Annotated in this window: 21 protein-coding genes; 12 read left to right on the top strand and 9 right to left on the bottom strand. The window is 44.2% G+C overall.

Annotation, left to right across the window (positions count from 1 at the left end; translation table 11 throughout):
- Positions 1–53: 53 nt before the first annotated feature.
- Positions 54–668, bottom strand: coding sequence for a 30S ribosomal protein S4 (gene rpsD / locus EKM67_RS00105; RefSeq protein ID WP_125576038.1), 615 nt, complete (start codon positions 666–668; stop codon positions 54–56).
- A gap of 388 nt (positions 669–1,056) precedes the next feature.
- Positions 1,057–1,644, bottom strand: a complete 588-nt coding sequence (locus EKM67_RS00100) for an ATP-binding cassette domain-containing protein (protein ID WP_125576036.1) — start codon at positions 1,642–1,644, stop codon at positions 1,057–1,059.
- A gap of 230 nt (positions 1,645–1,874) precedes the next feature.
- Between EKM67_RS00100 and EKM67_RS00095 the strand changes: the two genes are divergently transcribed.
- From EKM67_RS00095 to EKM67_RS00085, 3 genes are read left to right on the top strand one after another with little or no spacing between them, the layout of a single operon-like run.
- Positions 1,875–2,468: a DEAD/DEAH box helicase family protein gene (locus EKM67_RS00095; RefSeq protein WP_125576034.1), complete on the top strand. Its 594-nt coding sequence runs from the start codon at positions 1,875–1,877 to the stop codon at positions 2,466–2,468.
- A 17-nt stretch (positions 2,469–2,485) separates the two neighbouring features.
- Positions 2,486–2,743 carry a YdeI/OmpD-associated family protein gene (locus tag EKM67_RS00090; RefSeq protein ID WP_225417252.1) on the top strand — a complete coding sequence of 86 codons (258 nt, stop codon included), beginning with the start codon at positions 2,486–2,488 and terminating at the stop codon, positions 2,741–2,743.
- A 55-nt stretch (positions 2,744–2,798) separates the two neighbouring features.
- A complete protein-coding gene (locus EKM67_RS00085; protein WP_125576030.1) occupies positions 2,799–3,728 on the top strand; it encodes a 2-dehydropantoate 2-reductase in 930 nt (309 codons plus the stop codon).
- 204 nt (positions 3,729–3,932) lie between these two features.
- Here EKM67_RS00085 and EKM67_RS00080 read toward each other — a convergent pair whose 3' ends face one another.
- Positions 3,933–4,910 (bottom strand): GMP reductase, encoded by a 978-nt coding sequence (locus tag EKM67_RS00080; protein WP_125576028.1) that lies wholly within the window; start codon positions 4,908–4,910, stop codon positions 3,933–3,935.
- 257 nt (positions 4,911–5,167) lie between these two features.
- Between EKM67_RS00080 and EKM67_RS00075 the strand changes: the two genes are divergently transcribed.
- Both EKM67_RS00075 and EKM67_RS00070 read left to right on the top strand, forming a co-directional pair.
- Entirely contained in the window at positions 5,168–5,401 is a 234-nt protein-coding gene (locus tag EKM67_RS00075) for a DUF1858 domain-containing protein (protein WP_125576026.1), read from the top strand.
- Complete coding sequence (locus EKM67_RS00070) at positions 5,394–6,929, top strand: DUF438 domain-containing protein (RefSeq protein WP_125576024.1); 1,536 nt, start codon at positions 5,394–5,396, stop codon at positions 6,927–6,929. Before EKM67_RS00075 ends, EKM67_RS00070 begins: the two co-directional genes overlap by 8 nt.
- On the opposite strand, the gene EKM67_RS10965 is transcribed toward EKM67_RS00070, so the two are convergent.
- Both EKM67_RS10965 and EKM67_RS00060 read right to left on the bottom strand, forming a co-directional pair.
- Entirely contained in the window at positions 6,930–7,577 is a 648-nt protein-coding gene (locus EKM67_RS10965; RefSeq protein ID WP_125576022.1) for a helix-turn-helix domain-containing protein, read from the bottom strand.
- Positions 7,578–7,660: 83 nt separating this feature from the next.
- Positions 7,661–8,269, bottom strand: a complete 609-nt coding sequence (locus tag EKM67_RS00060; RefSeq protein ID WP_164506508.1) for a helix-turn-helix domain-containing protein — start codon at positions 8,267–8,269, stop codon at positions 7,661–7,663.
- A gap of 154 nt (positions 8,270–8,423) precedes the next feature.
- Here EKM67_RS00060 and EKM67_RS10955 point away from each other — a divergent pair, with 154 nt between their 5' ends.
- Both EKM67_RS10955 and EKM67_RS00055 read left to right on the top strand, forming a co-directional pair.
- Positions 8,424–8,576, top strand: a complete 153-nt coding sequence (locus tag EKM67_RS10955; protein ID WP_379894454.1) for a macro domain-containing protein — start codon at positions 8,424–8,426, stop codon at positions 8,574–8,576.
- A 32-nt stretch (positions 8,577–8,608) separates the two neighbouring features.
- Positions 8,609–8,959, top strand: a complete 351-nt coding sequence (locus EKM67_RS00055; RefSeq protein ID WP_379894452.1) for a macro domain-containing protein — start codon at positions 8,609–8,611, stop codon at positions 8,957–8,959.
- Positions 8,960–9,552: 593 nt separating this feature from the next.
- Here the strand turns inward: EKM67_RS00055 and EKM67_RS00045 are convergent.
- From EKM67_RS00045 to EKM67_RS00035, 3 genes are all read right to left on the bottom strand, one after another.
- Positions 9,553–10,209: a L,D-transpeptidase gene (locus EKM67_RS00045; RefSeq protein WP_125576016.1), complete on the bottom strand. Its 657-nt coding sequence runs from the start codon at positions 10,207–10,209 to the stop codon at positions 9,553–9,555.
- A gap of 56 nt (positions 10,210–10,265) precedes the next feature.
- Positions 10,266–11,123, bottom strand: coding sequence for a putative RNA methyltransferase (locus EKM67_RS00040; protein WP_125576015.1), 858 nt, complete (start codon positions 11,121–11,123; stop codon positions 10,266–10,268).
- Positions 11,124–11,279: 156 nt separating this feature from the next.
- Positions 11,280–11,693: a VOC family protein gene (locus tag EKM67_RS00035; RefSeq protein WP_125576013.1), complete on the bottom strand. Its 414-nt coding sequence runs from the start codon at positions 11,691–11,693 to the stop codon at positions 11,280–11,282.
- A 676-nt stretch (positions 11,694–12,369) separates the two neighbouring features.
- Between EKM67_RS00035 and EKM67_RS00030 the strand changes: the two genes are divergently transcribed.
- From EKM67_RS00030 to map, 4 genes are all read left to right on the top strand, one after another.
- The gene (locus tag EKM67_RS00030) at positions 12,370–12,624 is read left to right on the top strand and encodes a CsbD family protein (protein WP_125576011.1); all 255 of its coding nucleotides are present in this window, start codon (positions 12,370–12,372) and stop codon (positions 12,622–12,624) included.
- A 137-nt stretch (positions 12,625–12,761) separates the two neighbouring features.
- Positions 12,762–13,403, top strand: a complete 642-nt coding sequence (locus EKM67_RS00025; protein ID WP_125576009.1) for an HD domain-containing protein — start codon at positions 12,762–12,764, stop codon at positions 13,401–13,403.
- 290 nt (positions 13,404–13,693) lie between these two features.
- Entirely contained in the window at positions 13,694–14,338 is a 645-nt protein-coding gene (locus EKM67_RS00020) for a deoxynucleoside kinase (protein ID WP_125576007.1), read from the top strand.
- Positions 14,339–14,495: 157 nt separating this feature from the next.
- Complete coding sequence (map, locus tag EKM67_RS00015) at positions 14,496–15,293, top strand: type I methionyl aminopeptidase (RefSeq protein ID WP_125576005.1); 798 nt, start codon at positions 14,496–14,498, stop codon at positions 15,291–15,293.
- Positions 15,294–16,176: 883 nt separating this feature from the next.
- Here the strand turns inward: map and EKM67_RS00010 are convergent.
- Positions 16,177–18,945: a cation-translocating P-type ATPase gene (locus EKM67_RS00010; RefSeq protein WP_125576003.1), complete on the bottom strand. Its 2,769-nt coding sequence runs from the start codon at positions 18,943–18,945 to the stop codon at positions 16,177–16,179.
- A 995-nt stretch (positions 18,946–19,940) separates the two neighbouring features.
- Here EKM67_RS00010 and EKM67_RS00005 point away from each other — a divergent pair.
- Positions 19,941–21,347: a glutathione synthase gene (locus EKM67_RS00005; RefSeq protein ID WP_125576002.1), complete on the top strand. Its 1,407-nt coding sequence runs from the start codon at positions 19,941–19,943 to the stop codon at positions 21,345–21,347.
- Positions 21,348–21,426 lie beyond the last annotated feature (79 nt).

Here is a 21,426-nt window from a genome sequence, read left to right as displayed (position 1 = left end):
CAAACCGAATGAGACGACCATAGAATCCATAAAACCAAACCAGAAACAAGCAACTACAGTTTTTGGTTATAGAATTCAACGACAAGTGATTCGTCGATTTCTGGTTCGAGTTCTTCACGTTCTGGTAAGCGAACAAGGCTACCAGACATTTTAGAATCATCGAAAGTAACGAATGAAGGACGACCAACGGTGTTCTCCAAGGCGCTCTTAACGATAACTAAATTGCGTGAACGTTCGCGTAATGAAATTTCTTGGCCAACTTCAACTTCGTATGAAGGGATGTCAAGGCGTTTGCCATCGACCGTGATATGGCCATGGGCAACTAATTGACGAGCCTGTGCACGAGTTGTTGCGAAGCCGAGACGATAAACGACGTTATCAAGACGACGTTCGAGTAAGATCATGAAGTTAACACCGTGCTTACCTTCTCTGATTTTACCAGCGCGAACGAATAAGTTTCTAAATTGACGTTCGTTCAAACCGTACATCTTGCGTAGCTTTTGCTTTTCACGCATTTGGATGCCGTATTCTGACAACTTACGACGGCCACTGTTAGGACCGTGATCGCCAGGTGCGTAAGGGCGACGAGCTAATTCTTTACCAGTACCAGAAAGTGAAAGGCCAAGACGGCGAGAAACTTTCCATGTAGGACCTGTATAACGAGACATTGAAAATCCTCCAAATATTTTTTTGGAGTAAAATATACGATCAGGGTTTAACATTCGTGCATTTACCATTGCAATCTTCGCCACGTGCAGCCGCGGGTTACGCAATTGAACTAGAGAGTGCAACAATCGGCGTTCAGACTTTGAGCATTAGCCTAGGTCAACAAATAATCTGTTGGGCGTAGCTAAGCGGAAAAGTCTGCCGATCGTTGCACGTTTCAGCAAACGCCGAAACTAGTGAAGCCGTTGGTAAATGTTGACGAGCTTGCCACCATGTGCTGCATATTTTACACAAAGGCAATTGTATCAAATATTTGCTGACATTACAAATTAAACTAAGTAAATGTGTATTAGAATAAAGTCTGAGAGCGAGTTATACACATAGACCTCTTTACTTTCTAAGTGCCATGATTTGTTGATTGATTTTTTGAATGGCGTTCAGATCGGCGTCTGGATCTTGAATCAGTTGATCCTTTTGAAATTCTAATAATCGCAAGTGAGCCTGAAGATCATCTTCACTGGGAGCCATCTTTGTTGTCATCAGACCTTGTTTGATTGTCCAAGTTTGAGTTGTACAACGCGCAATCAGCGTTTGATCGTGACTCACGAGGACAAAAGTACCAGGATAATCTTTAAGAAAAGTTTCTAAGGCCGCTAGAGCAGCAATGTCTAAAAAATTGGTGGGTTCATCTAATAAGAGTAACTGATGATCGCCTAATAAAACCTTAGCTAAGGTCAATCGAACTTTTTCACCGCCACTAGCACCAATTTCTCGCGTTTGCTGCGGTAGGTAGCCAATGCTTGCATGTTTAATGATGGCCGGGTTGCTGGATAAAATTAGTTTTAGTAAAGTTGTTTTTCCGCTCCCATTGACGGCAACAAATCCGATTTTATTTCCTTTGCTGACTTGTGAATTTTCAACATGAAATAATTGCCGACCGTCAACTTCAACAGACAAATTTTTAAGAGCTAATTCCATCGATTAATCCTCCTAACTTTATCGGATCAATACAATACCACTAAAAAAGGTGTCTTCGGTGATTGGTGTTTTAATATAAGCTCATTATATCACAGCAGGTCTATATCCCTAGGTATTCAGGCAAATTGTTTGCTTTTCGATAACGGATTTTATTAATTATCCTTAAACAACGAAGACTTTTTCCTGAAAACTCGCTAGAATAAGTTTATCGACGAAAAGTAGGTGAAGTGATGATTATTTGGTTGAACGGCGCTTATGGTGTCGGCAAGAAACAAGTTGCCTATGAATTGCAACGACGTTTGAATGGCGCGACGCTGTATGATCTGACCAAAGTGGGCACGCTATTAAACGAGCAATTGCCTCAAGAATTGCGGCTCGCCAATGATGAGGATTATCCTGAGTGGCGGCAGTGGAACTTGCATCTGTTGCAAGCAATCAGCCTGAATACGCAGGGACCGATCATTGTACCGCAGACGCTGACCAATGAAACTTATTTGCATGAGATCATCGGTGGATTGCGCGCGGCGGACATTACGGTGCACCACTTCAATCTCACCGCAACGCCCGAGAATATTGGCAAGCGACTGAAACAACAGGGCAATTTGAATAACGCGTTTACGTTATCTCATTTGAAAAGTGATCAAAAAACGATCGCACCAGAAAATTTCGATCAGGAAATTGATACTAACGAAATAACGGTCACGGAAACGGCAAATCTAATTGCGCAAGCTTGCTCACTCAGGATTAAACCGCCGATCAAAAATCCACTTTTACAATCGGCGATCCAGTGGGGCACGGCGATCACGCAGCAATTTCATCATTAAATTTGGAGGAACTTAAATTGGTAAAAACACTCGCAGAATACGAAGCGGATATTCCCGCAACCAGACAATTATTGACGGATCGATCAGAAATGGTCGCTTTTTTCGACGCGCTGACTCCAGGTTATCAGCGCGAATGGGCTAAGTTTATTTTCGGCAGTAAAGCCGCAGCCACGAAGGAAAAACACATCGCAGAGATGAAAGGAGTTTTGGCCGCCGGTTATAAATCCAAGCGTGGGTATGCATCGGCGATGAAATTGAAAAAAGAGCAGGGGTAAGAGTTGCGGTTCATTTCCCACTGGTCTATATTGAAAGTGAACGGAGGTTTTACAAATGAAAATTGCAATTGCAGGCGCGGGCGCAATGGGTTCGCGTTTTGGTACGATGTTGAAGCGTGCCGGAAATGACGTGATTCTGATCGATCCTTGGGCAGAACACGTCGATAAAATTAATCATGATGGTTTACAGATCGACACCGATAATGGGAGTGAGCAGTTTCAGATTCCCGCTTTTTTGCCACAGGATGTTGATTTCCAGCCTGAATTAGTCGTCTTGTTTACGAAGTCGATGGGTTTGGTCACGATGTTGAAGGCAATCGAGCCAATTTTGACACCGGAAACGAAAATCGTTTGTTTGTTGAATGGTCTCGGACACACCGAAGTCATTGAGAAATATATTCCTAAAGCCAACATTTTTATGGGCGTGACGCTCTGGACAGCAGCGCTTTTAGGCGCCGGTCATGTGAAATTAGTCGGCGATGGCAGCATCGAGATCCAGAATATTGATCCCGCCGAAGCTGACGCTGCTAAAAAGATTTGCGCGGTTTTCGACGATGCGGGGTTAAAGGCAACATACAGCAGCAATGTCATGTTCTCGATTTGGCGCAAAGCCTGCGTTAATGGGACTTTGAATACACTTTGCACCTTGCTCGACTGCAATATCGCCGAATTTGGCGGTTTACCACAATCTAACGACCTAGTGCGCACAATTGTGGCCGAGTTTGGTAAAGTCGCTGCCAACGAAGGCGTTTTGCTCAACGTGGATGAGGTTGCCCAGCACATCGCCAAGTTATACGATCCCAGCCAAGCCGGGGAACATTATCCGAGCATGTATCAGGATCTGATTCTGCATCACCGCCTGACCGAAATCGATTATTTAAACGGTTATGTCGCTGCACAAGCGGCTAAGTTAAACTTGCAGACGCCGGTTTGCCAAGTGTTGACCGAAATGGTTCATGCCAAGGAGCAATTACTGGTCAAATAAGCCTCAGTATCGATTTACCAAAACCGATTTAGCAAAGTGAATTTAGCAAAACAGATTTGACGAAATCGATTAGCTTAACCATGATCTTCAAAAAAGAGACGCGTAAAATGCCAGCTGACATTTGCGTGTCTCTTTTTTGATCCTAAAACGTAAAAAAATCTCCTAAAATCGAGGCTCGATTTAGGAGATATAATTTAATTCAAATCAGTTATGATCACCGTTATAGATGGTATTTGGAACAACGACATAGTCAACGTCTTTTAAGGCGTTTAAATCGCGTCCTCCGGCATAAGAAATCGCCGACTGTAAATCCTCTTGCATATCACCTAACTCTTCGTAGAGGTCGCCTTTGATCGGAATTAAGACACGTTTACCTTCAATGTGATGGTGCGCTTGTTTTTGTAACTCGGAAGCCGAGCCGAAATATTCTTTGAAAGTTTTGCCGGCGGTCGTGACTTCTTCACCCGGCGATTGTTCGAAGCCGGCCAACATCGAACCGATCATCACCATTGTGGCGCCGAAACGAATCGACTTGGCGATGTCGCCGTGCGTGCGAATGCCGCCATCCGCGATAATCGGCTTGCGAGCGACGGAACTGCACCATTCTAGCGCAGATAATTGCCAACCACCGGTGCCGAAACCGGTTTTGATCTTGGTGATGCAAGCACGGCCAGGACCGATCCCGACCTTGGTTGCGTCCGCGCCGGCTTGTTCCAGATCACGAACGCCGTCAGGAGTGCCAACATTGCCAGCGATGACAAAAGCGTGCGGCAACACGCGCTTTATATGGCGAATCATGTCGATCACGCTATCTGAATGACCATGGGCAATATCGATGGTCACAAATTCCGGACGAATTTTGTGCGCGACTAATTGATCAATAAACGAATATTCATCTTTTTTGACACCGACCGAAATCGACGCATATAAATTTTTCTGATGCATTTCAATAATGAATTGTTCGCGTTTAGCGGGTTCAAAACGGTGCATCACGTAAAAATAACCGTGACTAGCGAGCCAAATGGCAATCTCTTCATTGATCACAGTTTGCATATTTGCAGGAACAACTGGAATTTTAAAGTGGTATTGGCCAAGTTGAACAGAAGTATCGGCCTCATTGCGGCTTTCAATCACACAACGCCGCGGAATTAATTGAATATCATCGTAATCAAAAGTTTTCATGTAATCACCTATTGTTTGTTTTTAAAAACCGAACAATGTCATCATAACAGGTTTTGATTAGGATATCAAATAATACGCGTACATTAAACAAACGATGATGAATTATAATTCGTTAATTAAAGACATTTCATTTTGACAAACATTCAAAATCACTGCAAATCTAAATGTCCCCAAATCCTATCGCGGTGGCAGAGAAAGCGCATGATTTTTCACTGAGCGCATGTTAAACTTAAGGGATAAAATGATGAGGTAGCAAAATGACGCAAAAAATCGATCTGGACATGACCGTTTACGAATTAGTGCAAGCCGTCCCAGAAATAGTGCCAATTATGGTCGACATGGGTTTGGATGGAGTCACCAATCCAGCCATGTTGAAAACCGCCGGGCGTTTCATGACGCTACGTAAAGGCGCGCAAATGAAAAAAATTCCGTTAGACAAATTAACTGCAAGCATTGAAGCTGCAGGTTTTGAGGTGGAGAAGCATGAGTGATAATCAATTAGAACACAACGCCGTTTACCGACAGAAAAAAATCGTCGAGATCCTCAAAATGTTGCATGAAGGTGGTTCCTTCGATGAGGCCAAGGCGATTTTCGACGAGACTTTTTCCAGTGTGGATGTTTCGGAGATCACCTCTGCAGAACGGGCGCTGATCGCCACCGGCTTGAATCCGATGGAAATTCAGCATCTTTGTAACGTGCACGCGGCGGTTTTTAAAGGTAAAATTTCCGATGATCAGACGACGGATGCTGTCCAAGAACAGCCAGGACATCCGGTTCAAGCGATGAAGTTGGAAAATTTGATCATCACGTCCTTGTTGAAAGACGAATTATTGCCCTGCTTGAAGAAGTGGCAACAGTCTGGAACCGATGATCAGTATTTAGTGCGGATCAAACGCGCACTCAAAGATTTAGCGACGATCGATCATCACTACGCGCGCAAAGAAAATACGATTTTTCCATTGATGGATAAATATGGAATTACGGCGCCACCGAAAGTGATGTGGGGCGTTGATGATAAAATTCGCGGCTTGATCGCAACCGCCAATAAGTTGGTCAATCAGGAGCCTTTGCCCGATAAATACGAGATCGAAGCGGCAATCGAAGCAGTCAACCAAGAAGTCGTCGAAATGATTTTCAAGGAAGAACAGATCATGTTGCCAATGATCAACGAAGTTTTCACGGCCTCAGATTGGGGCTTGATCGCCTCAGAGAGCGACGATATTGGCTACACTTTGATCGCTCAACCGTTGCCATGGCGGCCGAGTGCAGCAGAAATCGCCCAAGACGCAGCTCAGCCGAAAAAAGTGCCGGCGATTGCCGCCGAGTTGAACGAAGCGGCCCAGGCTTTGGCAGCACAAGAAGATTTAGCCCGACTTGCTAAAAAGCCAGCCGCAAAAAAAGTAGCGTCCAAAACAACAGTGACTCCAGAAACACTTGCCAAACCAACGATCGATCCGAAAATCAAAGCTGACAAAATCGCAGCCTTTAAAGCTGGATTGTCACCAGAAGAGGCCGCAGCAGGCAGACCCGAGTGGACAAAAATGGCGCCTGCACAGACGCCAAATATGGAATATGAACGCACCAAATTACAAATTGATGCCAGTGGTTTGGCCGAAATAAGTTTCAATAATGGCACGTTGAGTCTGGCCGAGTTGACCGGAATTTTCAAGATTTTGCCACTAGACTTAACTTTTGTGGATGCCAATGACAACGTCGCTTGGTTTTCTGACGATGGCCACCGAATTTTCCCACGCACGAAGGCCGTCGTCGGCCGCGCAGTCGTCAACTGCCATCCGCCCAAGAGTTACGACAAGGTGAAAAAAATTCTCGACGATTTTCATGACGGTGTCCGCGACCAAGCCGAATTCTGGATCAACTTCCGCGGAATCATGGCCTACATTCGCTACTTTGCCGTCCACGATGAAGATGGTAATTATGCCGGTTGCCTAGAAGTCAGCCAGGATATTACGAAGATTCAGCAACTCGAAGGTGAACACCGACTTGATTCGGATGACTGATCAGTGATATTTCTGGTTGAGCCGAATCTTCAAAAGCTGATCGAGCTTGATACCCAAATACATGCCACTCGCTGCAAATAGCAGGAATGAACCCACTTTTACGAGGAACGCATGCTGAAAAAAGAGACCGTAAAGGCTACCAAGCACCAGAATAAAACTGATCAGGGTCAGGATAGACTCCCGACGCTTAAATGCGGTTTTGTAAGCTGGCTCTGGTAGCCGTTTGTTTTTTCGATCGAGGGCATCGACCGGAATCTGGATATAACTGATTATGCCAATTGCCAGCAGTGTCAGAGTTCTAAGCAGATTTAAATCGACGGCTGTTTTGAGATTCAGAAAAGACGCAGCAAGCAATAAATAGAGGATAAAACTGGTAATTTTCAACATTTTGCGAGTAAAATCGATGCGTTGAATGTCCTTATCACGTTTTGCCAAATCGTTTTGCAATTGTTCGTCTGATTTGACCAGCGTGTCTAAGTCAACTGAATAAAGATCACTTAGCCTGATCAAGTCGGTAATATTGGGGTAGCTACGTTCATTTTCCCAATTTGAAATGGTTTGCCGAGTCACAAATAGTTTTGCCGCCACATCATCTTGAGTCAAAGTCTGAACTTGCCGCGCATTTTTTAATTGTGTGCCGATACTCATCTGATCGCCTCCAGCTAGTTACCTTCATGATAAGGGAAGCTTGAGAAAAAACAAGCAAATTTTCTTGGCTGCTGATTGCGTGGCTATTTGTGGCGCATATTTACAATTTGAAGTACGATACTACCAGCAAAAATACTACCAGCGATCCCGGTGATAAAGTAATTATTAATTGTGAATCCCCAAGCCAGCAGGCCAACAATTATGCAAGCAGTAATGAGTTTAAAGATAAATGCAGTTCGTCTGCTCATCGATTTTGCCGGCGTCTTTTTGACCTCGTTATAACGCCGTTGCACGAAGAAAATTGTGGCGACATTTAAGAACATTAAAATCACCACGATCAGACCAGTGCCGTGCCCCATTTGAAACGCCTTGATTCCGCGGTGACTCAGCAGGAATAGAAGCAGCAGCGCAATATTGATCAGTTCGCTAACGACAAAAATATACCGGTAATTTCGGGCTTCTTTTTCTTTTTCTTTCATATCTGCGACCATGCTTTGGTCCCCCTTAATTAATTGATCTAGGGAAAGATGATAGAAGTCGCTGAGGTCGATCAAGCTCTGAATGTCGGGATAACTGCGCTCATTTTCCCAGCTAGAAATGGTTTGACGCGCAACGTTTAACTGGGTGGCCACCTGTTCCTGCGTTAAACTCATTTCCTGTCGTGCATGTTGCAATTGAGAACCTAGACTCATTCTGATCACCTTTCCTGATACCAACATAATCGCTTATCTTCGATTATACCAGCCGAGAATTGTGGCACGCGTTTTTTTCGTGCTGAGATTCTTGGCATGTTGATAAAAAGGGATTTCAAGGCCTCAAATTGTCATGAAAGGAAGTTTTTTCAGCATGCAATTTCAAATCAACAACTTGCAAATTGAACTAGAACAAGGTGACCTGACCAAAAAACAGGTGGATGCCATCGTCAATGCCGCCAATCCACAGATGATTCCAGGCGGTGGGGTGGATGGCGCGATCAATTTTGCGGCCGGCCGCGGTTAGGCGCCTTGCAAAGAAGTCTGGGGCCAATCGAAGTGGGTCAAGCAGTGATCACGCCGGGATTTGATCTACCGGCGAAATATGTGATCCACACAGCCGGGCCAATTTGGCAAGGTGGTAAGCAGCATGAATTCGAGTTACTAGCGAATTGTTATCGCCATGCGTTGCAACTTGCCGTGCAGCACCAACTCCGCAGTATTGCCTTTCCCGCGATCAGCACGGGCGTGTATGGGTTCCCGATTGAATTGGCCGCAGAGATCGTTTGTCAGGTTGTATTAGAATTTGCTAAAAGTGAGACAAGCGTGGTGCAGATCTCATTCGTTAATTTTGATGCCAAAACCGAAGCTATTTATGAAGCAGTATTTGCGGAGGAGATATTGGGTTGATTATCTACCTGCGGTCGAAAGTGCTGGGGCAGGCAGTACGTTGGCTGTGGGACCGCTCTCCACTTTTCCAAGTGAGCGAAAAGTTCCGAGCTTCGATTTGAGCTTTTGCAAAACCGGCAAAATCTCGAATCGATCCACCATGTAAGGCGGGCAAAAACGGCCCGCCAACATGGTTGTCACTGCCACGACTGCCTGCCCCAGCACTTTCGACCTAAACTTATTTAGTTTAGCGTAGTAAATGAATAACAGGGTTCCTGGAAGTTGATCATCAATGTTGCCTTTACGCTGAATAACAAAGAATATCATGCAATAAATATTATCGAGCTCTTCTGAATAGAATAGGCTAAATTTGTGGTGGGAACTGGGACTGCAGTGATATTTCTGTTAACGAACGGTCTTTATGAGTATACAGAAAGGGGAAATGTGAGATCCTGCGGTTTTCCGGAGCTCACATTTCAGGCGGAAGAATTTCCGTACTTTTGAAAATCCTGCAGCCGTCCCCACAGCAGTTTCCCAGTTCCCACCACAAATTTCGCCAGAACCACACAAAAAAAGACGCCAATACTCAAAAGTATCGCCGCCTTCAATATACGTCAAGCCCCAACAACAACCGTCGTGCCTTGCGGAATGTTATCAAACAACCATTTTGCATCTGGCACCGATAAGCGAATGCAGCCGTGTGAAGCAGGCTGCCCAAGCTTTTCGCCCTCTTTGACCTCATAGTTTCCACTGGCATCCGTCGGAATGGAGTGGAACAAATAAACACCATGATACAGCCAAGAGACCCAATAATTGGCGCCTTCATTTAATTCACCGTTGAAGAAACTATCGCCGCGTTCCTGAACGGCATATGTACCTTTCGGCGTCGTATTATCTTTACCGCTGGAACAAACCATCGTATATAAACGTTTGTTGGTGGTTTCATCATCCAAATACACACGCTGTTTATCCAAAGAGACCGTTAATTTGAGGGTGTTACCAGATTTTAATTTTGGATAGGCACCGCCAGTTGGATTTTTCCAAAGATTTAAGGCTGCCTTTTTATCGGCGGCTTTTTTGGCGTTGGCTAATTTTGTGGCACGTTGTTGACTCGATTTATTTGCAGATTCTTGCTTTTTTTGCAGTGCGAGTGCCGTTTTCTGATCTTGTTGCTGCTGATGCCCAGAGACCAGTTGCCACGCAAATATTGAAATAACGAGCACTAATGCGGCGGTAATAATACCAATGAGTAGTCGATCTTGTTTTCGCAATGGGGACCTCCACTTGAATCTAGATAATTGTTACTTAATTCTTCCCGAGAATATTTTTATGATTTTAAGCGACATTGGACGACTTGCAAATTAATCGTGATCTGCTGAAAGGGTGCTGCCTGCAATGCAGACAAGCGTTCTGGATCTGCTTGCCATTCCAACGGTGACATTTGCAAAAGGTCGGCAAACGCGGCCGGATCCGTCAATTGGAATTGATAATTAATTTCCTGTTGATGGATGATCGTGGCAACTTCTGCAAGATGATTCATGACCGGCTCGTTTGAATAATTGGCTTTATTTTCACCCGCGAAGAGGCCGTGACGCAATTCCTGCAAGTAGTGAGCCGCTGGGATCACCTTGATAAAAGTGCCATCTTCCGTCAAGACGCGCTGAAATTCGCCGTAATGTGAAGGCGAAAAAACATTCAAGATCGTTGTGGCGCTGTGATCGGCGAAAGGTAAATTGGTCAAATCGGCGACGCACCAGAAAGTATCGTCGGCAGGTTGCTGCGTGGCTAAGTAAATGCCATCTTTAGCAATATCGAAGCCGATTTTTGCACCAGTCAATCCCTGCTCAGCAAGGTAAGAAAGCATCCCACCTTCACCGCAGCCAACATCGATCGTCAGCTGGTTATCGGTGGGCAGCCACTGACCGACCAAATCTAGCAGCGGGTTAAAAATTCCACGTTGGATCATTCGCCCGCGCGCCGCTAACATCTCAGTCGTGTACTCGGTTTTAATTTGATGCTGCAAGAAATAAAGGGTTCCTTTTTTCGAGAGGTCGAATTGATGACCTTGATTACACTGCAAGCCCGTATCCGTCGCGACCATTTCCTGATGACAAAGTGGACAACGGAAAGCATTAAAATGAGTGGTGATAAAGTTTTGCCCGCGCGTAAATTTTTTAATTGCCATAGTGAGTTCCTCTCCACTGATGAATCTATTCTAACATGAAACAAATCTTGGTGGAAATCACGCCGGCTCGTGCAAGCAAAATTTAAATAACTCATTAAAAAAATCGGTCAGGTGATCCGACCGATTCGTGTTTGCATGTCCAACATTTTTTGCCGATCAGTCGCCAGAAGTCATTGGCGCCATCCAGTGGGGTTCTAAAATATTGCCGTCAAGATCGACCACTTCAAAGCTGACCATTTGTTCGGCAGGAATATCTGGCATTGCTTGATAAGCCGTGCCGCCGTTAGCCTTCGCCAAGTCCGCAAAGTTGTTGACCGCTTCAGGAGAGGGTAGCGTGAACGCAATCAACGCGCCACTCATTGTGTGCGGATCGATTATTTCGCGCTCGCCAATGAACTTCTTGTAGAAATCGCGCGTCAATAACATGACGACAAAGCCCTCGTCCCAAACCATCGCGCTCGCATGCTCATCGCTGAAATCAGTGTTCTGTTGAAATCCCAGCATCGTGTAGAAATCAGTCGCTTTCGCCAAGTCCTTCACGGGAAAATTTGCAAAAACCATCGTTGCCATTTTGCTCGCCTCCTTCTTTCGTAAGATATAATCAGTATCGCATGAAAACGCGACCAAATCATTAAATTGAACTTGCATAGTCTGGCCAGACTTGAAGGCTTTGTTTGCGTGAGGTGGTATTTAGTTTGGTTCCGTCAGAACGCTCCAGAAAAATGTTGCGCCTCGCTGTGGGGATGACTTCAAGCCTTTTGAAACCCACAAAAGTCTTGAAGATCACCCTTGTTCTAGCGGGACTTGGGTTTTAGTGCAGAACTGCATTGTTAGTCAACCAATCTGAGAATATTTAATAAATAAGTTGGTCCCGCAAGAACAATTTCACTGCGAGTCGCAACTTTTTCTTCCGCGTTCTGACTCATCTCGGCGGCTTTATTGTGCTGGCTCTAGCCAACGTCTAGTCCTGTGCGACTAGTTTGTACCGCAACCCTGTTTTGTAGAGGACGAAAGGCGGATATGATTATCGTTCCGACTTTTTAGTTCAACTATTTAAAGTAAAGGCAACAATGTTAATCAAGCTTGAGGAACCCTGTTATTCAGATTCCAGTCTAAACGAAATAAGTTTAGGCAGAACAGTATTTTTAAAATAATCGTATTACAGGTATTTTCACCAAGCAAAAAAATTGATTGCGCTTTTACCAAGCTGTTATAATTAAGTTATCATAAAAGAAGGAGTGATCTTATGGATAATAACGGAAAGTTTGACGCTAAGAAAGATCAATTAGTTGGTAAGGGCAAAGAAGCAGCTGGCCGCGTTACCGGCGATGAACGCACGGAATTAGAAGGTAAAACCCAAGAAGGCAAGGGCGACCTCAAAGACAAATTCGAGGACGCAAAAGATAAAGTTGCCGAAAAAGCAAACGATGTGATCGATAATCTTAAAGGCAAAAAAGATGAGATGGATCACAAAAAAGATCGTCGTGACGATCGCGTTTAGCAATGGGTTTACCTGCTTAATTTGAAAACGACCCAACACGTTGACCTCCCCCTCAATGTGTTGGGTTGTTTTTGTTTGTCCCAGATTTTTGATATAATTAAGCGTATTTCTAATCGAGAAATTTGGTGGAGGCTAAGATGGTTGATCTGAAATTGATTCAAGAATTTGTGAAGTCGCGGATGGGCGCCGATCATTCTGGGCATGATGTGGCGCATATTCAACGCGTTGCCAACTTATGCGCTCATTTGTTAGCGGCTCATCCAGAAGCTGACCACATTATTGTGCTGGCTGCGGCTTGGACGCATGATATTTTGGACGACAAGTTGGTCGATGATATTGAACCTGTGCGTCAACGATTACTGGTGACCTACACAGCGGCCGGCTTGACCGAGGAACAAGTTGGGACGATCACCGAAATTATTACCCACATGTCATTTTCGAAAAATTTAAAACATCACTATCAATTGTCGATCGAGGGTCAAATCGTGCAGGATGCCGATCGACTCGATGCGCTGGGCGCAATTGGCATTGGGCGCGCGTTCTATTATGGGGCGCACACGGGCGCACCGATGTTTGATCCGCAAATCGAACCACGCACCGATTTAACAAAAAAAGATTACCGACAAAAGTCGCCGGTAATCAATCATTTCTACGAAAAACTATTTAAACTGGGCGACTTAATGAATACGCCAGAGGCCAAACAATTGGCCGAACAGCGCATTCAAGTCATGCAAAATTTTGTCACCGAATTTAAGGCTGAATGGGAATTTAAATCATAATTCAAAGTCGACGAGTTTGCTCGTAGTGTAACGAAATTATTTTGGGTTCTTAATAGGTGTGATAGTCTGAAAAAATATTTTGAGTGTAAATATTTTTCCACAATATGTTGCCAATTGTTATTGTAAATTTGCTACATATTGTGTATTATGAAGACTGTTCTTAAAAACGAATGTTATTGATTAAATCGAGTTTGCATGTCACAATGCAATTGTTAAAACTTTATATGATCGCCCAGTAATTCAGAATAGTAAGATAGACGGTCAAGTCTAAAAAGAATGGAAAGAACGTGATGACAGTTTTAGTACTTAGTGGTGCAATTGGCGCTGGAAAATCTTCATTAACCGGAATGATCGCGAAAGAATTAGGAACCAAAGCTTTTTACGAGAGCGTGGATGATAATCCCGTTTTACCTTTATTTTATGCAGATCCTAGCAAATACGCTTTTCTATTACAGATTTACTTTTTGAATACGCGTTTTCACAGCATCAAGGCTGCATTGGCCGATGATAATAACGTGCTCGACCGCTCGATTTACGAAGATGCGCTATTCTTCCAGATGAACGCGGACATGGGACGTGCCAACCAAACCGAAGTTGCGATTTACAAAGATTTGTTGGCCAACATGATGCAAGAAATTAAGGGAATGCCTAAAAAGAACCCCGATCTACTCGTGCACATCGATGTTTCTTACGACACGATGATCAAGCGGATCACCAAGCGTGGCCGTTCATACGAGCAGATCAAGACGGATCCAACCTTGGTTGAGTATTATAAAAATCTATTGAAATATTATGGCCCTTGGTATGATCACTACAATTATTCGCCCAAGATCCGAATCGACGGCGATAAATATGATTTCGTGGAAAACCCCGCAGATCGTAAAATTGTCATCGATCAAATCGAAGATAAACTTCATGAAATGGGTAAACTCTAGCGAAGAGATGAGGTCGGTGCAGTTATTGCATCGATTTTTTATTCGGTTCATTATTGTTGTGCATTTTCTGAAATGTTGGGTTTCATGCGCTAAGCGTGTTGCTGGCTTTCATATTTAAGCGATTAGGGTATAATTGAATTTGAACGGAGGCAATAAATTGATTACATTAAAATCCCCACGAGAAATTGAAGGCATGCGTAAATCTGGCGCGCTTTTAGCCGCAGTCCATGTTGGCTTGCGCGACATTATCAAGCCTGGCATTTCCTCATTTGAAATTGAAACGTTCGCCGATAATTACATCACGAGTCACGGTGGCGTTCCTTCAGAAAAAGGTTTCGAAGGTTACAAATATGCTACCTGTGTCGCCGTGAACGACGAAGTTGCCCACGCAACGCCTCGCAAGAGTTTAATTTTGCAAAAAGGCGACGTGGTCAAAGTTGATATGACGGTTAGCTTGGATGGCTATCAAAGTGATTCTTGCTGGAGTTATGCGGTCGGCGAAGTCAGTCCTAAAATTCAAAAGTTGATGGATGTCACAAAAAAAGCCTTGTACTTAGGCATTGACCAGTGTGTGATCGGCAATCGTCTCGGCGATATTGGCTGGGCAATTCAAGATTATACTGAAAACCAAAATGGTTATGGCGACGTGCGTGACTTGATCGGTCATGGCATTCAACCGACGATGCACGAACAACCTAATGTGCCTGCTTATGGCGAACCTGGTAAGGGCTTGCGTCTTAAAGAAGGCATGACGATCACAATCGAACCTATGATCAACGAAGGGACTTGGCAGATCTCGACTAAAGAAGTGAACGATCCCAATGATTCTTGGGAATATTACGTCACGGCTGATGGTGGTTGGTCTTGCCAATACGAGCATACTTTGGCGATCACCAAAGATGGTCCTAAGATTTTGACATCGCAAGATCCAGTTTATGATGCTAAATATTTATAAGAAATTGACGAGAGTGTAAGTGACTCTCGTCTTTTTTATTTGGCTACGAAAAATAAATCTACCTGCGGTCGAAAGTGCTGGGGCAGGCAGGTCTGTGGCTGTGGGACCGCTCCAAGCCTTTCGAAGTTCGCGAAAGTCTTGAAGCTTCGATTTGAGCCTCGGAAAAACGCCGAGTCTCGAATCGATCCACCATGTAAGGCGGGCAAAAACGGCCCGCCTTACATGGTTATCACTGCCACGACTGCCTGCCCCAGCACTTTCGACCTAAACATATTTAGTTTAGTGTAGGAACTGAATAACAGGGTTCCTGGAAGTTGGATTATCAATGTTGCCTTTGCTCTGAATAACTAAAAAGAAAAAGCGATGAATTGCAAATCTATGCAAAATAACACACGATAAATTTTAAAATAGGCGCTGATTAGCCAGTAAATTCGATAATGGCGCTTTTTAGGTGGAAGATTGCGCCTATTTTTAAATTTTTCGTGTATCTAGATTGCCAATTTTTGTTTTACGCGTTTAAAATTTATTGTTGCTCAAATTAGAATGACAAATTAAATCCGCACCCCTAAATACATCGATCTCTTCCGAATAGACTAGGCGAAACTTGTGGTGGGAACTGGGACTGCAGTGGCATTTCTGTTAATGAGCGGTCTTTGTGAGTTTACAGAAAGGGGAAATATGAGATCCGGCGGTTTTCCGGAGCTCACATTTCAGGCGGAAAACTTTTGGTGCTCTTCCAAAAGCTTGGAGCCGTCCCCACAGCAGTTTCCCAGTTCCCACCACAAATTTCGCCAGAACCGCAAAAAAAAAGAACCATCATTTCCAAGCATCCACACTTGTGTGGGTTACTTCAAAAATGATGGTTCTTTTTCACGATTAATTTTTAACTAAGTGGATCTGCGGCCATTCTTCTGGCAACATATTTCCGTAACTCTTCAATCAAGAACAACGGAATTGGAATTGCAATCAGGAACAACCAATCACGCGCATTCAACGGCGCCGTATTGAACAAGTCCTGCAAGAACGGCGTGTAAACCAAAACCGCTAACAAGGCAACTTCAAAAACGATCCCGAACCAAATCAAGTGGTTTGAAAACAGGCCGTTCTTGAAGACCGAGGCTTTTTGCGTCCGGCAATTCATGACGGCGGCAATCTGCGTGAAGACGATGGCAGCTAAGGTCATGGTTGTGGCTTCGCGATAATTGTAACCGCTACTGAACAGGGCAACACTTGGCCAGCCATTTTGCATGTTGGTAAAGAAATATGCGAAGGTTGAAATCACCGAAGCAATCAAGCCATACCAAGCAAATGCCTTCCAAATTACTGTCTTGTTTAATAAATGTGCATCGCGGCGACGAGGAGGTTGGTTCATGATCCCGGGTTCGGCTTGTTCGGAACCTAAACCAATAGCAGGAATTAAATCAGTTCCTAAATCGACGGTTAAAATTTGCATAACTGTTAATGGCAATGGAATCAAACCGCGACTGAATAAGAAGAGAATCGAAGGCGTTGCTTCAGGAACATTTGAAGTTAAAATATAGATCAGGAATTTCTGAATGTTGCTATAAACGGCGCGTCCTTCTTCGATGGCAGACACGATCGATGCAAAGTTGTCATCGGTCAAGATCATATCGGCGGCATCTTTGGCGACATCGGTTCCCATTTTACCCATGGCAACACCAATGTCGGCTTTTTTCAAAGCGGGAGCATCATTGACACCGTCGCCAGTTGAAGCGACGATTTCACCACGGTCTTGCAAGGTTGAAACGATTTTGTATTTCTGCTCAGGCGCAACTCGGGCGAAAATCACTTCGCCCGCGAGTGCGTCACTCAATTCTTGATTGCTCATTTCATCGAGCTCAGTACCCGTAATGACACGTGCTTTGTCGCCGACCAAACCGATCTGGGTGGCGATCGACTTTGCAGTTAGGGTGCTATCGCCAGTAACCATGATGATTTTAATATTTGCCGCGTGACATTTCTTAACGGCATCGAAGACTTCTTCACGAGGCGGATCCGACATTGCCGTCAAGCCGATGAAAATTAATTGTTGTTCTGTTTTGTCAATAGAAAGTTGGTCGATTTGCTCAGCGGTTAAACTGCTATCGAGGTCGCGGTAGGCAATTGCCATTGAGCGCAAGCCCTGAGCAGCATACCCCTTGTTAACATCGCTGATCTTTTGATGATCTTCAGCAGTCAGCGGCCGAACTTGTCCATTGTCTAAAATAAATGAACAAAGTTTGAGCGTGTCACTCAATGAACCCTTCAAGCAGAGTCGAAGTTCTGTGTCATCGATTCGATGAATAGTCGACATCCGTTTACGATCTGAATCAAAGGGGAATTCTTTTAGGCGGGGGAATTTTTGCCGGTTGGCTTTAAGATCGACACCAGCTTTTTGTGACAAAATAATTAACGACGCTTCAGTTGGTGTGCCTAAGATTTTAGCTTTGCCACCGACATTTTGTACCTCGGTATCATTGTCGAGAGCGGCGACGCGAATCAAGAGATCCAAATCGGATTCTTTGTTCAGATCGACGTCTTGGCCTTGGTACTGAATCTTACCGTTATTGTAATAGCCTTTACCAGTGACTTCATAGGCTTTTCTGGCCAACCAAACATGATCGATGGTCATTTGATTTTGCGTCAGCGTCCCAGTTTTATCGGAACAAATGACGGTGGTTTCGCCCAGAGTCTCAATACTATTCAAATCTTTGACGATGGCATGCTTCTTGGCCATCCGCTGAACACCACGCGCTAGCGACAAGGTGACGGTCGGCAAGAGGCCTTCAGGAATAAAGGCGACGATCATCCCCAAGGCAAAAATAAAGGATTGTGCGACTGGATACTTAACGAAGAAAATTGCAGCGAGAAAGAAAGCAACGCCAATTGCGATGGCAATCATTGAAATCTGTTTCGTTAATCGATTGAGTTCAAGTTGCAGTGGACTGGTTGCACGCTTCTGGCTGTGAGTTAGCTTCGCAATTCGACCGAATTCAGTATTCATACCAGTGGCGACGGTGATTGCTGTCGCAGTACCACTACCGACATTGGTACCGGCATAAATAATATTACTCTCGGCAAACTGGCCTTCACCCTTGCTGTACTTGGCAGTTTTAGATTCAGGGACCGATTCGCCCGTCAATGCGGATTCATCGACCTGTAGCGAAGTTGCTTCGATAATGCGGGCATCTGTTGGCACCGAATCGCCAGCTTGTAGGGTAAAGACGTCGCCCGGAACCATTTGTGAGGTTTCAATTTGTTGTGGGTCCCCATCACGAAAGACCCTCGTATAAGAAGGCAGCATCTTCAGTAATGAATCGGTCGCTTTTTGGGCAGCACGTTGCTGATAAAAACTAAAACAACCATTAATGATATTGACGCACCAAATGGCGATCCCTAATTCGGTCGTGCCGGCGACAATCGCCACGAAACCACTGACCCAAAGTAAGATGGCCATCAGGCTAATGAAGTTTTTGATGAAAATTTTGAATTGCGATTCACGTTGTGCTTTTTGAATCGTATTGGTGCCGACTTTTGTAAGCAAGTCTGTGGCTTGTTGCGAAGTTAGTCCCGAAGAGGTTGAATTGAATTCTTTGTAGACTGATTGGATATCTTCGGCAGCAAAATCGCGCCCGGTTTTTTGTTGATCCATTACTATTGCTCCCTTAAAAAATACTAAATAATTGAATAACTCACTATAATATGCATCTTTTTTTATGAATTATAGAATTAATTCTTATCATAATCCTTTCCCAGAAAAAGTAAAATAAATATGGCATTGAATTTGGAAATTGCCCAAATTCATTTACCACAGAGATAAGAATAACACTTTATCGGGGAGGGAGTTCAAAAACGCGGTTGGTGGGAATAGTGTTTGAAGAGCGGAAAAAGGTTAATTTCCGTAAGTTCGGATCTACCTGCGGCAGAAGTTGATCCAGAAAATAGTGGGAGGTTGCTGTGGGGACGGCTCCAAGCTTTTGAAAGTTCGCCAAAAGTTTTACGCCTAAAATGGGAGCTCTTCCAAAACCGGGAAGATCTCCCATTTTCCCATTTTGTGAATTCGCAAAGACCGCTCATTAACAAAATTACCACTGCAATCCCACTATTTTCTTCCGCAACTTCTGCCTAAACTTATTTCGTTTAGGCCAGGATTTAAATAACAGGGTTCCGCAAGCATGATTGACATTGGTGCCTTTACTCTGAATAACACATCAATGGTTGTAAGTTATTACTAAATAGATGAATTTTTCTGGTCTATCAAATTAAACTGATTTATTGATGTCTTTAGAATAGATTAGGCGAAATTTGTGGTGGGAACTGGGACTGCAGTGGTATTTCTGTTAACGAGCGGGTTTGGCGAGTTTACAAAAAGGGAAATATGAGATCCGGCGATTTTCCGGAGCTCATATTTCAGGCGGAAAACTTTTGGCGCTCTTCCAAAAGCTTGGAGCCGTCCCCACAGCAGTTTCCCAGTTCCCACCACAAATTTTGCCGGAACCAAACAAAATCTACAAGCATTTATAATCTACAGTCGGCTCAAAATTTATTTTCAATTTTAACAGCATATTTCTAGAATTGAACCAGACCAATGAGATACGATAAAAGTAGAGAATAGAATTAAGTTATGTACAACTGGAGGCTGAACTAATGGATGATTATGGCAAATCAATACTTAATCTCGGTGTTGGTGATTTTTCCCGAAACTTTACTTGGGGACTTGAGGTTGAACGACACCGAATTAATTCCGATGGCTTTGTCAGCGAAGCGCTATATCCGGCTGCATTAGGTGAACAAAGTGCCAATCCTTATCTTAAAAATGATTTTTTCAATACGCAAAGCGAAATGATCACGCCAGTTGCGGGATCGATCGATTCGGTCTTGCATACCGCGAACGCATTAGACCACACCTTGCGTGCTTCTTTAGCAACAGATGAATTGCTGTGGCCATTTTCGATGCCACCTAAATTAACAGCCGATCATTCGGAGTTGGTCTACGCAAATGAAAGTCCTAAAAAAGTCGCTTATTTTGAAGAAATCGGTCGTCGATTTGGTAAATTGGATGGTGCTCCTTCGGGAATTCATGTGAATTTAGGACCAACGACCGCCTGGACTAATGCGATTGCGCAACGGATGCACCGCAAACAGCGGCAAGTTCGTGATGACCTACTACTCAAGCAAGCGGTTGGATTCATGCATTATCGTTGGTTACTGACTTATTTGAAGGGCGCCAGTCCGATTGCCGAAGTGAATTATTTGAGTGAGGTTCCCGATCAGGCGGTGCGTTCACTACGCAATTCGCGCGAGTTCGGTTATGGTTACGCACAACATTTCAAGGGAGATTATAGCTCAGTTGAAGGCTACGTTACCAGAATTAAAGAGGCGATCGCTTCGGGTGAATTGTTAGCCGAGTCTGCTTATCACGAACCGGTTAGATTGCGCCATATGTCTGGTTTAGATGCAATGGTGGCTGAGGGAGTCAGTCATATCGAATTGCGAATGCTAGATCTCGATCCCATGAGTGCAATCGGAATTGAGCGGGACACTTTATTGTTGATCCAATTGATGTCCCTGTTCTTCATGGTTTCACCGTCGCTGGATCCGAATTCGTTAACTGCCGCGAGTTTTAAAAATGATCAGGTATCATTGGAGCATCCTTATCGGATTTGTTGTGAAAAACCAGAAGCACTCAAGCTGATGAATCGATTGCAGCAACTGATCCGTGATGCGGATTTGCCAGAGGAATATACGAGAATGGTGCGGCGCACGATCGAGCAAATTCGTCGTCCCAATTTAACGACTTCGGGGCAGTTGTTGCCACGAGTTCGTCAGGGCTCATTATGCAATTATGGGTTGCAGTTAGCTGAAGAGTTTCAGTTGCTATCTCAATTGAACCCATCACCCGTTTATCGTGGCTTTGCTAGCAATTCGTGTCCACCTCATGGACAGTTACAGCGAGAGCTTTTCGATCAATACAGCGAGCTCCCACGGGTCAATTTACGCACCTTAGTGGTTAACGACCAGGAAAAACCGGAAGCCCAATCGAAATCAATGTAAGCAAAAAGGATGTTCGGCTCGGCTCCTGTCAAGAGGACAATCAAATAATTAAAGTGTTTATGCACATTCTTGAACGGCA

The sequence above is a fragment of the Lapidilactobacillus mulanensis genome (assembly GCF_003946215.1).
Lineage (GTDB): Bacteria > Bacillota > Bacilli > Lactobacillales > Lactobacillaceae > Lapidilactobacillus > Lapidilactobacillus mulanensis.
Note: the sequence above shows the minus strand (reverse complement) of the source record. Positions and strands in the feature narration are given on the sequence as shown.